Here is a 13490-nt window from a genome sequence, read left to right as displayed (position 1 = left end):
TGTTTTCTATTATAATCACTTCATCATTCTCTTCAATAAACTTCATCATACAAATATCCACAAAAAAAGAATATCTCTTACAAGATATTCTCCATTCTAACGTTTTCTGGCAGTTTTCTTCGCCAACGCCATAACTTTTAAATCTTTGACTTCCTGAGGCTTCATTAAACGGAATTGTCCCGGTTTTAATCCTTTTAAATCAACAGTTCCAATACGAATACGATGTAATCTTTTCACAGGATGTTCAACAGCTTCAAACATTTTTTTTACTTGACGATTTTTACCTTCAATTAATTTTATCATTAACATTGTTGTTCCATGTTCTTCATCTTTACCAACAATTTTAATACGACAAGGCAACGTCTTCACACCCTCTAAATAGATCCCTTTTTCCAATTGATGAACTGTTCTGCCAGAAACCAATCCTTTAACGCTGACTTCATATACTTTTTCCAAATGTGAAGATGGATGCATCATCAGATTCGCAAATTCTCCATCATTTGTCATAAAAAGTAACCCTGAAGTATCATAATCTAATCTTCCTACTGGATAAATACGTTCTTTGACATCTGTAAAATAATCAATAACAGTTTCTCTTCCAAGTTCATCACTTAATGAACATATACATCCCTTAGGTTTATAAAAAACATAATAAACTTTATTTTCACTTTGCAAAGCCTTCCCATCAATCATGATGAGGTCTCCCTTTTTAACTTTAAATCCCAATTCACTTACGACTTCACCATTGACTTCGACTCTTCCCTGACGAATAAGATCTTCTGCTTTTCTTCTTGATGTATATCCACTCGCCGCAATTGCTTTTTGTAGTCTTTCCATAGTATCACACGTCCTTTCTCCACTCCATTATACATAGATTTTTCAATTATACAAACATTTTTAAATAAATCATAATAGCAAAAGCAACAGATAAAAAATCCATCATTAATCCAATTGGTAAGGCATATCCTGTTTTTTTCATATGAATGGAAGAAAAATAAAGTGTGACGACATAAAAGGTTGTATCGCTACCACTTTGAATGAGGGTTGCTAAAAAGCTTAAGGGGTGATCGACACCAAATATTTCATAAAAAGAATATAAATATGATAAGGAAGCATTCGCACTGACTGGACGAAGCAAGCCTAAAACCAATATATCTACTGGAATATGCAGAATTTGAAGCAATGGTGAAAAAAGTCGACCTAACAATTCAATTGTGCCACTGCTTTGCAGCAACTGTACAAAAACCATAAACGCCATCAAAGTCACAAAAAGGGAATAAAACAAAGTCAAAGCATCTTTCACTCCTTCAACAAACAATTCAAACAAAGAGCAACGCTTGATAACCCCATCTATAAAAACACAAAGCAATAATATGATAACAACTTTATTCATGATCTATCATCCTTTGTATCATTAAACCAATGACAATAATGCTGATTCCAATTAAAAGCATATAAGGATAAAAAGCATCAATATCATTTGATCCCATCTGTTGTCTGATTGTCAAAAGAGTGGATGGGAATAAACATAAACCTGCTGTATTAATAATAACAAGTGTCAACATCTCACGACTTGGCCTTTCTTTTTGAGGATTATATTCCTGAAGCTTTTGAAAAGCTTTAATACCACTAATGGTTGCCAATGTGCCCAGTCCTAATAAATTCGCAATCACATTAGATGATAGATACGTATAGACATCTTTTTTTTGAATGATAGGTCCATAGATTATGCGAAAAACAGGTTTGAAAATGATTGAAAAATAATTCATAAAACCTGTCTTTTGAATAATATTTAAAAACCCACCCCATAAACATGCAGAAAGCAAAACATTGATAATGAGGTCCCAAACCATAAAAGGTGTATCCATCAAAGCAATCATCATTTCTTCTTCCTGATGACTCAATAATCCCACCAGCAAAAACAAGACAATACTCCATTTCCATATTCTAGCCATTGATACAATCTCCTAATATCATCCATGCACATGATAAAATTGTCTGCAAAGAATTCTCTTTTTGAGCCTGATAAATCATCTGATTATTCACATAAACGTTTAAATCATCACCATCCATTTTTAAAGATACATTTTGACTTTCTGATCCACAATAATAAAGATCTTGATCAATTAAAAAAGAATGGCCATGATATTGATAGATTCCTTTTGATAAAACCAGTACATTCTTATACTTTTCAAAACATTCTTCATACTTTTTTTGATGAAATTCAAAATCATTTCCACAATTAAATGTCACAATCACTAATGAAATATCATTTTTAATAGCACGTGTAACAAGCGTTCTTTTTGCTTTCTTTGTATACCCTGTTTTTCCTCCAACACAATATTCATATTCTTCTAACAATCTATTTTTATTATGCCAGGTTCCTCCACCATCTTCTCTCTTATATGTTTCTTTCATGACAATATCGTTAAATATTGGATTCTGACTGCAATAAGACATTAATAATGCCATATCATATACACTTGACTGATTCCCATCATCTTCTTCATCTAACCCCGTTGGATTAGAAAAATGTGTTTGGGTCATTTGTAACTCCTGTGCTTTTTGATTCATCATTTCAACAAACTGATCAATACTGCCACCAATATTTTTGGCTATGACATTGGCTGCATCATTACCACTCCTTAATAAAAGTCCATGTAATAAATCTCTTAGATTCATATGGTCACCTATATGTATATAGATGCCACTACCCCATGCTTCATTAACTTCCTCACCTATTTCATATTCTTCATCTAGATTTCCATTTTCAATAGCCACAATAGCTGTCATGATTTTAGATATAGAAGCAACACTTTGAACATCATTAATACGATATCCTTCTAAAACATTTTGATGAGTACTTTCCATAACAATATAAGATTTCCCTTGAAAATCGACTGCTTGTACATGATTGATAGACAAAAACAAGCACAAAAAAAACATACATTTTTTCATATCATCACCTAAAATAATATATGAAAAATTCTGTATGTTATGATTAAGATGATTTCTTCCATTCAGGATGTTCATTAATATATTGAATTGTCTGATCCAAACCATGATCATAAAGATACTGTAGCAACTCTTCTAACAAAGCGCGTGTCTGAGGATGCATAATATATGTATGTTTTCCCCTTTCATAATACGCCAGAGGAAATGTATCACGATATTTTTTCCCTTGATATGTCTGACTTGCCGCAATACGATCACAAAACATTTCCAAAACATAACGCGTTGGCATCTTGGCAGGTTGTAATCCTGTACGGGTAAAATCCACCCAAAATTCCCAGTGATGCTTATTTCTTCCTTTATGATGTAACCACGCTAAAGAATATCCTTTCTCACTTCTTTCAGCCGAATTTGGCGATTTATCACCTTGATAGTATCTTGCCCCTGTTAAGAATTCACACAATGAGTATTTTGACATATCATGTAATAACCCCTGTTTATATAGACCTATACGAAAACATAATTTTCCAACATACCATTTATGCTTCGTAATTGTTCTTAAATGCTGAAATGCTTTCATAAAATCACCCTTTTTAAGTATACATTGTTTTATATTTGAAGTAAATCTCTTTATTTTTTTTAAAACGATGCTATAATGTTAATGATGTTGTAAGAGGAGGTTTGAGAGATGTCAATTAAAGTTGATGTTCGTACAAATATTAATGATTATGAATTAACACTTGAAAAATGCTCTGAAATTATTACATTACTCCAAGAAACGCATCAAAATATTCGTAATGAAATATATGCGCGTTTCTTGAACACAAGAATTTTAATAAAAACATTATCTATTGTTGGATGTTTGATTATTTTGTATTTTTTAACACATAGTGCATTTTTCTTATATTCAACACCAGTTTTTATGTTAATCGCATTAATCTTTGCGATTAGTTGTGCTGAATATATTACGAGACAAACTCGTAAACAAATCATTATACAATTAAAACATTACAAAAAGACACGTGAACAATTATTAAAATATGAAAAAATCAAGTTTCAATAACTTGATTTTCTTATCAACCACTTATTTGCTTATAGCAATTATTTATTTCTCATCTCTTCTTAAATCATGATTTGTCTCATACCACAAATATATTGAATAAGAAGTCATAATAATTAAACCTAATAATAAAATCACATTCAATTGCATAACAAATATTGATAAAAGTGTATTTGTTAAGTCATGAAAGACACTACAAGCAAAAACATATTGCGTCTTTTTATAAAGTGAAGCCAGCCAAAAACTTAAAATGACTGCTAATACTAAGAAGAAAGGAAAAGGCATATTTTGTTGTGAAGATCCATCTACGAACCAAAGTGGAAAATGCCATATTCCCCATACAATACCTGTCATGAATGTTGCAATTGGAAAAAGAAACCTTTCTTCCAATAGAGGTTGCATAATACCTCTCCATCCTAATTCTTCTTCCCCACCATAAATAAAGACAGCCTGAAAGAAAACAAGTGGGATCAGATGTCCAGGGATAGCTTTATTCAATTCCATGGATGAGATACCAATGACCAATATTTCCATCATAACCAATATCCAAAAGCAAACCAGACTCTTCTTATACTGAAAAACAAAATCCATAATAGATTGAAAAGTGAGTGGTTTCTCCATAACAAAAAATGTTGCAATCGTGGGACCAAATCCTCCTATAATATGTAAAAAAGTTCCTAATGGATCGCTAAACGCGATAATTTTTAATTTTGTAGCAATAGCAAGTCCTCCCCATGCTATACCAGTTATAATAAAAGTCATGATAATAAAATGAATCAAACGTTCGTTTTTCATTTTTCTCTCCTTACAAATTATTATAGAGAATATTATATTATATGTGCAGTAATAATTGTATAGCTATATGAATTAATAGTTATTTTAATATGATCAATTTCACAATACCAATTTTTCCCACGCTTATAGATATGACATCTTTTGTCTAAAATCATATTTTTACAATATGATACAACATCTTCTGTATTGATACTTAAGTTTCTCATTATTCTTTCAACACCTAATTTTGTCGTATGTATTTTATCAATATTATCAAGTAATACTTGTTTATCACCCATCATATTTCCCACTTTCATTCATTTCATAAGATTTTCTAATGTTTTTCTTACATTATGTGCTGCATCTTCTTGTATTTCAATGATTCTTGCACCTCGGCTTTTTGCAATCTCTCTTAAATCAACCGCAATTGCTGTATGATAAGAACAGCCAATAACCAAAAAGATATCACCTGGTTCTAAATCATAGACCATTTCATAAGCACGTTGATAATTAGGTGCAGGATCACCATATAAAACAGGCTTGTTATATAATGACCAGGCTATATCCATTTCATCGTCTTCAGGTAAACCACCATGCATTTCTAATGCATCACTACCTGCTAACTTATGCAAACCATCAATATTCATTGTAATCACTGGAATATGATACTCAGCTAAAGCATAATGTGCATCATTAGGTTTTGCACCATTCATGTTCGCTTTTAACTGTTTAATCACTTCATTGTATTCTTCATGATGAGTATTCGCATAATCTCTAAATAATTTCTCTCTAATATCAGGTCTTTCCATAAATGTAGGAATATTGCTTTGTTTAGAAATTCCTGCTCCTGTAAACGCAATTATTTTCATTTCAATCACTCTCCCATTCTTATTCCATTATACTATATTCTTATAAAACGTTTCAAATATACATATAAAAACATAATATACTGTTAATATATATGGTTATCACTTTTATATTTTAAGATATATTTCTCTACACCTTTTATAAACAAATCATGACGTTGTTTGATATGATTGGCATCTTCTTCTTTCCATATTTGCGCTATCAGTTCATGATGCTGATAAAGTTTTTCACATAATGTCAATACCTGATATTTTTTATCACAAAGATGATACAGTTCTATAATTCTTTGATCCAACAATCGATTATAGTCTCCTTTCTTTAAAATACCTGGAATATGAAAAATAGTATCCTGGCATTGGTGATTTTGATAACAGTGGCATGGTTGACATATATCATCTCCTTCTATGGTGAGTTGACAATCAAGATAAGGATTTTGCATAATCTTATTAGCAATCAAATAAAAATGATGTCCCATCTTGACATCAGGAACAAATTCCTCAATTCCTGAACCATATAATTTAAAAATATCAATAAAATGATGTGGTTTGATTATAATTGTTTCCATATCTCATCCTCCTTCTTTTCTATTATCTCTTTTTTTCAGACTTCATTTATTAATTATTTCTTAATCTTTTATGTTATAATTTTTATATATGTTATAAAGGAGAATGAATTCATGACTATAAAAATGATTGCTGTTGATATGGATGGAACATTCTTAGATGAACATTCATCTTATAATCAAAAACGTTTTGATAATATTTATCAAATTTTAAAAGAGCGAGGAATTCATTTTGTTGTGGCTAGTGGTAATCCATATCTCAAACTTCAACAATGCTTTCCTCATATCCAAAATGAACTCACTTATATTGCTGAAAATGGTGGCTATATTATCAGTCAGGGAAAAGAGCTTTTTTCAGCTCATCTTTCATCCCAAGATAGTCAGCTCATCATTGATACACTTCAAACAATGCCTGATATATTATGCTGGGTTTGTACAAAGAAACAATCTTATACATTAGAATCATTACCTGAAAAATATTACCAAATGTTTCTTCCATATTTTCCAAATGTTCAAAAAGTCAAAAATTTCCATGATATTAAAGAACCCATTATGAAATTTGCTTTATATCTTCCAAAAAGCAATGTAAATGAACGTATTGATGATTTAACAGGAGTTATTCCTCAAAACGCAAGAATTGTTGATAGTGGTCATGATTGCATTGATATCATTCCCCAAAATGTCAGTAAAGGACATGCTATTCAATTTCTCATGGATTATCTCCATATTTCTACTGATGAAGTTATGGCTTTTGGTGATGCGAAGAATGATATAGAAATGCTACAAATGGTGAAATATGGTTATGTTATGGAAAATGCAAAAGATTCTATGAAAGAACAATTCCAATGGATAGCCCCTTCTTATCATCATGAAGGTGTTTTGGAAGTCATTGAATATTATCTACAAACGCATTCTTTTTACAATCAAAGATAATTTTTTATCAAAAAATATCGTGTATGACTTCATTTTTTAAAAAAATTTTTTCTACTTTAGCAAAATATATGAATTTATAAAATTATCCCCTTATAATAATAAAAAGGGGAGATTTTTTATGGATGAATTTTTAAGAGATATTCATACAATGATTTTTAAACAATGGATTTTAATGCAAGATCAAAGTCAATGCCATATCTATTTAGATAAACACAATAATCATATCATTGGTATTAAAACAAACTATAGTTTTAGTCAGGTTATTTTCAACCCTTTAAACATCATTGAACTCAGTGTCACCAATACAACAAATCAGAATATTGAATTCTATCTTCATTTCCAAATGAAAACAATGAAACATGCTACTGAATTATTCAATGAAATGATGAATAATATTTTACAATTAGTTGAAAAACCGAAAATAAAAATATTGCTAAGCTGTAGTGGTGGTTTAACAACGTCTTATTTTGCTTCTAAACTTAATGAAGCTGCACAAATCTTAGATTATCATTATGAAGTCAAAGCCATTGGTTATACAGATTTATTTAATATTGGCAATGAATATGATGTTATACTTCTTGCTCCTCAGATTTCTTTTATGCATGCGAAAGTACAAGAAATCCTTAAAGAAAAAATCGTTTTAAAAATACCACCTCAAGTTTTTGCAAAATATGATGTGGTCAAAACTTTACAGCTTGTAAGAAATGGACTTGAAAACAAGAAAGCCTCTCACAATCGCAGACCTGAAACCACGCTTAAACCACTTCAAATCATTCAACATCGCAACACAAAAATTCTTGTATTATCGCTATTTAGAAATAGTTTGAGAATACATATTGCCTATCACCTTTATGATGAAAATAATAAGATTATTATCAATAATGAAATCATTAAATCTAAAATTAGCATGGAGGATATCTATGATGTCATTGACACAATCATTTTACAATATCCTCATATTCAAGTGATCGGAATATCGACTCCGGGTATTATTAACGATGGTTTTGTTGCTTCTACAAGTATTATAGGTTTAAATGATTTGAATATGTATCAATTGTTAAAAGAACGTTATCATCAACAAATTGTCATCGATAATGATGTCAATACAGCTGCCGTAGGATATTATGCTTCCCAGCAGCAGTTTTCATCATTAATTTTCTTATTTCAGCCAAATAATCATTTTGGTGGAGCTGGTATTATTGTCAATGGTCAATTAATCAAAGGACATGCACATATTGCTGGTGAGGTTCAATACTTACCATTGAATTATTCTAATCATCCACAAGTACTTGCTAAAACTCCTGAAGGTGCTTTAGAACTTGTTTCCAAAACAATAGTCGCATTGTCTTCTGTTATTGGACCAGAAGCTATTATCCTTTCTTGTACACTTATTCCTGATGTTGATGAATTGAAAAAAACAATTGCCCAATATATACCTGAATCTTATTTGCCACAAATTATAAAAATAGAAAATATTCAGGAATATATTTTATTAGGACAATTAATATTATGCCTGCAAGAATATAAATCATAAGAAAAAGATATTTTTTGTAATATCCATAGAAAACGCTTACAGAAAATGTTATAATATTCTTAACAATAGAAAAAAGGAGATTATAGCAATGGACATCAAGCAAAAAATAGATGACGTAAGTCATGCAGAGTACAAACTTTTATTAATCATTGGACAGCCTGGAAGTGGAAAATCTAAAATCATTCGTCAATACAGTGAAGAAACAGGGATTCCTATTCTTGATCTTGATAAGATTTTCTACCATACACCAAGTGAAAAACTACTTCCTGAAATGAAAAATTTCTTAAAAACTTATCACCAAAAAGTTCTATTATTAGATAATAAAAAAATTTTATATGCAAAAAACAGCCAAATTGATTTATTGGCTTTCCTCAAAGAATTATCAAAAGATATCATAGTTGTTGCAACTTGGAATGGAAAAATTGAAGATGGTCAACTCTTCCATTTCCGAAATGATTCATCAGAAGATTTAATTTATTCTACAGATAAAAATGAATTCAAATACATCCTATGTTAAAGAAGCATTGACTGCTTCTTTTCTATTTCAATAACATAGGGTGCTTTATTTTTATTCATCATGCGAAAACAAGATACATGATATTGATGGGCATCTAAAGAGGAAACAAAATCATCTATCCAAAGACTTTCTTGATATCCCTGTTCATGACCAGGATAGACAACGATAAAAAGAGCCTTTTTCATCAATTGAATAGCTTTTTGTACAGCCTTTTGAGTCGAAGATAGCATTGTTGTAATTTGGTGGGAAGCATTGGGTAAATATCCAAGATTAAATATACCTACATCAAATGTTGTTAAGTATTGATCCATATATTCATGACTATCTAAAATCAAATGAACATTTGATGATGGAATCAAACGTTTTTTAGTCATCTCTAATGCCATAGGCTGAATATCAAAAGCATAGACTTCTCGACAATGTTGTGCCAAAAAAACTGTATCATTACCATTTCCCATTGTAAAATCTACACCAATATCAAATTGGTAAGTTAAAACTCTTTGATGAACATATTCCACCATCGTTATCATAAACTCAGCTCCTTTATTGATAAATCTTCCAGTGACATTGATAATCTTTATATATAACTACCAAATATCCCCTATCCAACTTTTCAATCACAGCATATCTAAAAAGTAATTCTGCATTTAATTGATATTGTGAAACAAGATATCTGATAACATCTTTTCTTTCTTGTGTAGAAAGTGTTGATGTGTACCATTTCTTAGGTTTCACTTTAAATTGCAACAAGTAATCCATAATTAGATCATCATGATATTGGTCTGGTAAATATGTATCTAAATACTGATATAATTCATCCAGCTGATATCCTATCTTCTTATAATGATGTTTTTCATAAAAACATGCGAAATCATAAAAGAACTGAAATGGAGAAGAAACATGATTCATAACAGCGTTCATTGTACGTACAAAACGTCCGCTGTTCCAATATTTTTCCAACATATCTTCAGCCATATGAATTTTTTGCATATCTTCTAAAGAAAGCCAATGATTTTCTAACATCTCATAAGGAGGTTTCTGCTGATAAATATATCCATAATCATCCGCATTATTTCTTAAAGACGTTCCTCTTAATAATTTCAAGAATCCCAGTTGCAATTCCTTTGCTCTAAAGGCAAAGACATCATCAAACGATTGTGCAAATCTTTCAAAGTTTTCATAAGGTAATCCAGCAATTAAATCTAAATGTAAATCACATTTTCCATCTTCCATGAGCATATGAACAACTTCACTTAAACGTTCAAAATTCTGTATTCTTTTGACTGCTCTATTTGTTGGCTCATATGTAGATTGAATACCAATTTCAAATCTTAAAAGTCCCTGTGGTGCATTTTCTCTAATAAAATCAATAATTCTTTGATTTAAAACATCTGCGTTGATTTCAAATTGAAATTGTTGCCCAGGACGATAATGTTCAAAAATGTAAGCTAAAATCATGATGGCATGATCAGCATTGGCATTAAAGCTTCGATCTAAAAATTTAATAGTTTTTGCAGGACTCTGACAAATCATTTCTAATTGTTTTTTGAGATATTCCTCGCTAAAAAATCTTAGCCCTTTCTCTAACGAAGATAAACAATATTGGCATTGAAAAGGACATCCACGACTTGTTTCAAAATATAATATACGTTTTGCAATATGTGCCTGATCTTGTGGGAGTTGATATGGAGAATCTAAAGTTTCTACATATTCTAATGGTGCTATTGCAATACTTTGAGAAATATGATGCTGGTCACTTACACCATCCAAACGGACAGGCAAATGATCTCTTAAAGCTGATAAAAGCTGAGGAAAAACCAGTTCCCCTTCTCCGCTGATGACATAATCAATTGGAAAATGATTCAAAAAATATTGTGGTTCATAAGTGACTTCGGGTCCACCAAGAATGATAATGATTTCAGGTTGCCTTAAACGTAATAACTGACATATCTTTTCAATATATTCAATATTCCAAATATAACATGAAAAAGCCACAACATCTAAATGCATGGAAATCAAATCATCAACAATATGTTCAAGTGAATCTTTAATAGTATATTCTTTAAAATCAATATCAAAATCGTGATAAGTCGCAACATACAATAAACGTACAGATAAAGATGTATGAATATATTTAGAATTTAATGTTGTAATCAAAGTTTTCATAGTTTTCCCCATTTCTCTTAGATACAAATTCTTATTACTTGAAAAAAATAATCTAGAGATCACCCTAGATTATTTTTCTTGAATATCAGGAATAACTCCTTTATTTAAACAATATTCTTCCAAAGTCCAGCTATTGTTAAAGATTTCTTTTGCAGCTTCTTTACCAACATATCTAAAATGCCATGGCTCATTCGCAATACCAGTAATATCCGCTTTATCTTCTTCATATCTTAAAATAAAGCCATATTTATAAGAGTTCGCTACACACCATTTATAGTCTGGCTTGTATCCAAAACGACTGTTCGTAATACCATTCAAATGATCATCAATAACAGCCTGACATGTTAAATCAACACCTAATCCTGTCTGATGTTCACTTGCTCCAGGTTCAGCAACAAGACTGGCTGCTGTCACTTCATCATATGTGTCAAAATATTCATCATATGTTTTTTTCTGATTTGCATAAGAACGATAAGCGCTATTAATAACAAGATCATAGCCTTCCTGTTTAGCCGCTTCAAACATGTCCACAAGGGCATCTGCTGCTTCTTTACGCAATCTTGAATCATCACAATCAGAAGCCACTTTCACCTTATCTGGATCAGGAGTGACAAGATCAGATGGTTCATAGTCTGATGATAAATAGAAACCTTTTTTTACTAATGTCAATACATCATCTGGATTTTGAATTGTATAAGATGTTTCAGGTTGATTTTCTGATATAATAAATGGATATGTTGTAATCAATACAGCATAATTATAGTTTTGATTTTCAGCATAAACTTCCATATATTTATCTAAATCAGCAAATACAAATCCTTTCACTTTCATAAAAGGTTCAATTTGTGCATATGTGTATTGCTGATCTACCAGATGCTTAACTTCATTAACACCAGCTGTTTTTAAAACTTCCCAAATTTGATCATTGGAATAATTCAATGTCGTTAATTTTGGAACATAATTATCAAAAATTTCATCTATGGTTGAAATCACATTTTCAACTTCTAAATCCTTATGTAAAGATAAATATTGTTCATATTCATCATAATACTGAACTTTTTCACTTTGTTCAATCCATTGTGAAATATGAGATAATTTATCATGTGATAAAATTTCATCAACTTCATCACCATCTAAAGCCAAGATTTGATTTTGCTGATCAAATGAATAACCTTTAATAGCCAACTGAATACGATCAAAATTGAACCAAACTGCCACACCAATAACCAGTGCAACAACAACTCCTATAATTGCAATTCTATCCCAACGTATTCTCGAACGGCTAGAATGAGAATACGAACTATAATATGTATATCTTTTACCTCTATTAAATCTCATAATCTACCTCTTTTCTATGTCTTATAGTTTAACATATTCAGTCTCATAATTCTACAATTTACGTGAAAATCATATGATTAAAAAGATTTAGATATGATAATATTATTGCATTATGAGGATAATTATGTTATTTTAATTGTTGTATAAAAAGGAGGTTTCTCTATGCATTTTGTTATTTGTATGTTTATTGCATTCATCTGTCTGATTACCGATGTACTTTTTACAGAAGTTTTTCCAAAATGGTTTAAAGCTATTCTTGCTTTACTTGGAAGTGCGACAGCTGGTTATGCAATTGCGATATTGATTAGAAAAATAGCAATGTGGACAGAAGCTTTTACAAAGCCTGCACTTTTATCAACTGCTGGCATTTGTGCAGCCATTACGCTTATTATTGTCATCATTGTTGTCTTTATTCTTAAAAAAAGAAAATTAAAAAAAGCTTAAAAATTTATCTTCAATCGAAGATATTTTTTTATAATCTTAAATAAAAATTAACCAAATCTTCACTTATTCCACTTTCTTTTTTTCTATAATAAAAATAAGGAAGTGATATCAATGAATGAGACATATAAAGACTATTTTTACTCTGGTATTATGATGTCATGCATCGCCTTAATAGGTTCATTGCTGAGTATCGTTAATCTCATCCCATTATTAATTGCCTATCAGTGTATGCAAAAAGCAAAAAACTATGAATTACCTCAATCACAATATAAAATACTGTCCGGTATTTTCCAGACAGCCATTATGTTCACATTATTATTTACAATTTTTTATTTAAGTTTTC

General features: G+C 30.5%; 18 protein-coding genes. 6 read left to right on the top strand and 12 right to left on the bottom strand.

From position 1 onward, the window contains the following. Nucleotides 1–96: 96 nt before the first annotated feature. The 5 genes from ACZYT4_RS13475 to ACZYT4_RS13455 are packed head-to-tail and all read right to left on the bottom strand — an operon-like array spanning nt 97 to nt 3532. Nucleotides 97–837, bottom strand: coding sequence for a pseudouridine synthase (locus tag ACZYT4_RS13475; protein WP_463786725.1), 741 nt, complete (start codon nt 835–837; stop codon nt 97–99). Between the two features lie 46 nt (nt 838–883). Then, a complete protein-coding gene (locus ACZYT4_RS13470) occupies nt 884–1393 on the bottom strand; it encodes a spore maturation protein B (protein WP_463786723.1) in 510 nt (169 codons plus the stop codon). Continuing rightward, on the bottom strand, nt 1386–1955 hold the full coding sequence (locus tag ACZYT4_RS13465; protein WP_463786721.1) for a hypothetical protein: 570 nt from the start codon (nt 1953–1955) through the stop codon (nt 1386–1388). The genes ACZYT4_RS13470 and ACZYT4_RS13465 overlap by 8 nt, the downstream gene beginning before the upstream one ends. Continuing rightward, a complete protein-coding gene (locus tag ACZYT4_RS13460; RefSeq protein ID WP_463786719.1) occupies nt 1948–2958 on the bottom strand; it encodes a D-alanyl-D-alanine carboxypeptidase family protein in 1011 nt (336 codons plus the stop codon). The genes ACZYT4_RS13465 and ACZYT4_RS13460 overlap by 8 nt, the downstream gene beginning before the upstream one ends. A gap of 43 nt (nt 2959–3001) precedes the next feature. Beyond that, a complete protein-coding gene (locus ACZYT4_RS13455) occupies nt 3002–3532 on the bottom strand; it encodes a DUF5662 family protein (RefSeq protein WP_463786715.1) in 531 nt (176 codons plus the stop codon). Between the two features lie 108 nt (nt 3533–3640). On the opposite strand from ACZYT4_RS13455, the gene ACZYT4_RS13450 reads away from it, so the two are divergent. Next, nucleotides 3641–4015 (top strand): hypothetical protein, encoded by a 375-nt coding sequence (locus tag ACZYT4_RS13450; RefSeq protein WP_463786712.1) that lies wholly within the window; start codon nt 3641–3643, stop codon nt 4013–4015. A 42-nt stretch (nt 4016–4057) separates the two neighbouring features. On the opposite strand, the gene ACZYT4_RS13445 is transcribed toward ACZYT4_RS13450, so the two are convergent. From ACZYT4_RS13445 to ACZYT4_RS13430, 4 genes are all read right to left on the bottom strand, one after another. Then, entirely contained in the window at nt 4058–4807 is a 750-nt protein-coding gene (locus ACZYT4_RS13445; RefSeq protein WP_463786710.1) for a CPBP family intramembrane glutamic endopeptidase, read from the bottom strand. Between the two features lie 32 nt (nt 4808–4839). Then, a complete protein-coding gene (locus ACZYT4_RS13440; RefSeq protein WP_463786708.1) occupies nt 4840–5085 on the bottom strand; it encodes a DUF3781 domain-containing protein in 246 nt (81 codons plus the stop codon). 18 nt (nt 5086–5103) lie between these two features. After that, nucleotides 5104–5655, bottom strand: coding sequence for a Sir2 family NAD-dependent protein deacetylase (locus tag ACZYT4_RS13435; protein WP_463786706.1), 552 nt, complete (start codon nt 5653–5655; stop codon nt 5104–5106). An 83-nt stretch (nt 5656–5738) separates the two neighbouring features. Then, nucleotides 5739–6218, bottom strand: coding sequence for a hypothetical protein (locus ACZYT4_RS13430; protein ID WP_463786704.1), 480 nt, complete (start codon nt 6216–6218; stop codon nt 5739–5741). 111 nt (nt 6219–6329) lie between these two features. On the opposite strand from ACZYT4_RS13430, the gene ACZYT4_RS13425 reads away from it, so the two are divergent. The 3 genes from ACZYT4_RS13425 (at nt 6330) to brxF (ending at nt 9199) form a co-directional block, all read left to right on the top strand. Further along, entirely contained in the window at nt 6330–7148 is an 819-nt protein-coding gene (locus ACZYT4_RS13425; RefSeq protein WP_463786702.1) for a Cof-type HAD-IIB family hydrolase, read from the top strand. Nucleotides 7149–7266: 118 nt separating this feature from the next. Further along, nucleotides 7267–8682 (top strand): ROK family protein, encoded by a 1416-nt coding sequence (locus ACZYT4_RS13420; protein ID WP_463786700.1) that lies wholly within the window; start codon nt 7267–7269, stop codon nt 8680–8682. An 88-nt stretch (nt 8683–8770) separates the two neighbouring features. After that, on the top strand, nt 8771–9199 hold the full coding sequence (brxF, locus tag ACZYT4_RS13415) for a BREX-3 system P-loop-containing protein BrxF (protein WP_463786696.1): 429 nt from the start codon (nt 8771–8773) through the stop codon (nt 9197–9199). Here the strand turns inward: brxF and mnmM are convergent. The 3 genes from mnmM to ACZYT4_RS13400 all read right to left on the bottom strand — a co-directional run bounded on the left by mnmM (nt 9196) and on the right by ACZYT4_RS13400 (nt 12703). Next, a complete protein-coding gene (gene mnmM, locus ACZYT4_RS13410) occupies nt 9196–9729 on the bottom strand; it encodes a tRNA 5-(aminomethyl)-2-thiouridylate-methyltransferase MnmM (protein ID WP_463786693.1) in 534 nt (177 codons plus the stop codon). The genes brxF and mnmM overlap by 4 nt on opposite strands. Before the next feature lie 13 nt (nt 9730–9742). Next, nucleotides 9743–11365: a B12-binding domain-containing radical SAM protein gene (locus ACZYT4_RS13405; RefSeq protein WP_463786691.1), complete on the bottom strand. Its 1623-nt coding sequence runs from the start codon at nt 11363–11365 to the stop codon at nt 9743–9745. A 69-nt stretch (nt 11366–11434) separates the two neighbouring features. Continuing rightward, a complete protein-coding gene (locus tag ACZYT4_RS13400) occupies nt 11435–12703 on the bottom strand; it encodes a M15 family metallopeptidase (protein WP_463786689.1) in 1269 nt (422 codons plus the stop codon). 162 nt (nt 12704–12865) lie between these two features. Between ACZYT4_RS13400 and ACZYT4_RS13395 the strand changes: the two genes are divergently transcribed. After that, nucleotides 12866–13147 carry a hypothetical protein gene (locus tag ACZYT4_RS13395; RefSeq protein ID WP_463786685.1) on the top strand — a complete coding sequence of 94 codons (282 nt, stop codon included), beginning with the start codon at nt 12866–12868 and terminating at the stop codon, nt 13145–13147. A gap of 111 nt (nt 13148–13258) precedes the next feature. After that, the coding region (locus ACZYT4_RS13390) for a hypothetical protein (RefSeq protein ID WP_463786683.1) at nt 13259–13490 on the top strand (232 nt) is incomplete at its 3' end.

The sequence above is a fragment of the Massilimicrobiota sp. mt181 genome, assembly GCF_055420065.1.
The sequence above is the reverse complement of the archived record's forward strand: the minus strand, read 5'-3'. Positions and strand labels throughout refer to the sequence as shown.

Coding starts and splice junctions, on each gene's coding strand:
- ACZYT4_RS13475 (WP_463786725.1), bottom strand. CDS start 837: ATGGAAAGACTACAAAAAGCAATTGCGGCGAGTGGATATACATCAAGA.
- ACZYT4_RS13470 (WP_463786723.1), bottom strand. CDS start 1,393: ATGAATAAAGTTGTTATCATATTATTGCTTTGTGTTTTTATAGATGGG.
- ACZYT4_RS13465 (WP_463786721.1), bottom strand. CDS start 1,955: ATGGCTAGAATATGGAAATGGAGTATTGTCTTGTTTTTGCTGGTGGGA.
- ACZYT4_RS13460 (WP_463786719.1), bottom strand. CDS start 2,958: ATGAAAAAATGTATGTTTTTTTTGTGCTTGTTTTTGTCTATCAATCAT.
- ACZYT4_RS13455 (WP_463786715.1), bottom strand. CDS start 3,532: ATGAAAGCATTTCAGCATTTAAGAACAATTACGAAGCATAAATGGTAT.
- ACZYT4_RS13450 (WP_463786712.1), top strand. CDS start 3,641: ATGTCAATTAAAGTTGATGTTCGTACAAATATTAATGATTATGAATTA.
- ACZYT4_RS13445 (WP_463786710.1), bottom strand. CDS start 4,807: ATGAAAAACGAACGTTTGATTCATTTTATTATCATGACTTTTATTATA.
- ACZYT4_RS13440 (WP_463786708.1), bottom strand. CDS start 5,085: ATGGGTGATAAACAAGTATTACTTGATAATATTGATAAAATACATACG.
- ACZYT4_RS13435 (WP_463786706.1), bottom strand. CDS start 5,655: ATGAAAATAATTGCGTTTACAGGAGCAGGAATTTCTAAACAAAGCAAT.
- ACZYT4_RS13430 (WP_463786704.1), bottom strand. CDS start 6,218: ATGGAAACAATTATAATCAAACCACATCATTTTATTGATATTTTTAAA.
- ACZYT4_RS13425 (WP_463786702.1), top strand. CDS start 6,330: ATGACTATAAAAATGATTGCTGTTGATATGGATGGAACATTCTTAGAT.
- ACZYT4_RS13420 (WP_463786700.1), top strand. CDS start 7,267: ATGGATGAATTTTTAAGAGATATTCATACAATGATTTTTAAACAATGG.
- brxF (WP_463786696.1), top strand. CDS start 8,771: ATGGACATCAAGCAAAAAATAGATGACGTAAGTCATGCAGAGTACAAA.
- mnmM (WP_463786693.1), bottom strand. CDS start 9,729: ATGATAACGATGGTGGAATATGTTCATCAAAGAGTTTTAACTTACCAA.
- ACZYT4_RS13405 (WP_463786691.1), bottom strand. CDS start 11,365: ATGAAAACTTTGATTACAACATTAAATTCTAAATATATTCATACATCT.
- ACZYT4_RS13400 (WP_463786689.1), bottom strand. CDS start 12,703: ATGAGATTTAATAGAGGTAAAAGATATACATATTATAGTTCGTATTCT.
- ACZYT4_RS13395 (WP_463786685.1), top strand. CDS start 12,866: ATGCATTTTGTTATTTGTATGTTTATTGCATTCATCTGTCTGATTACC.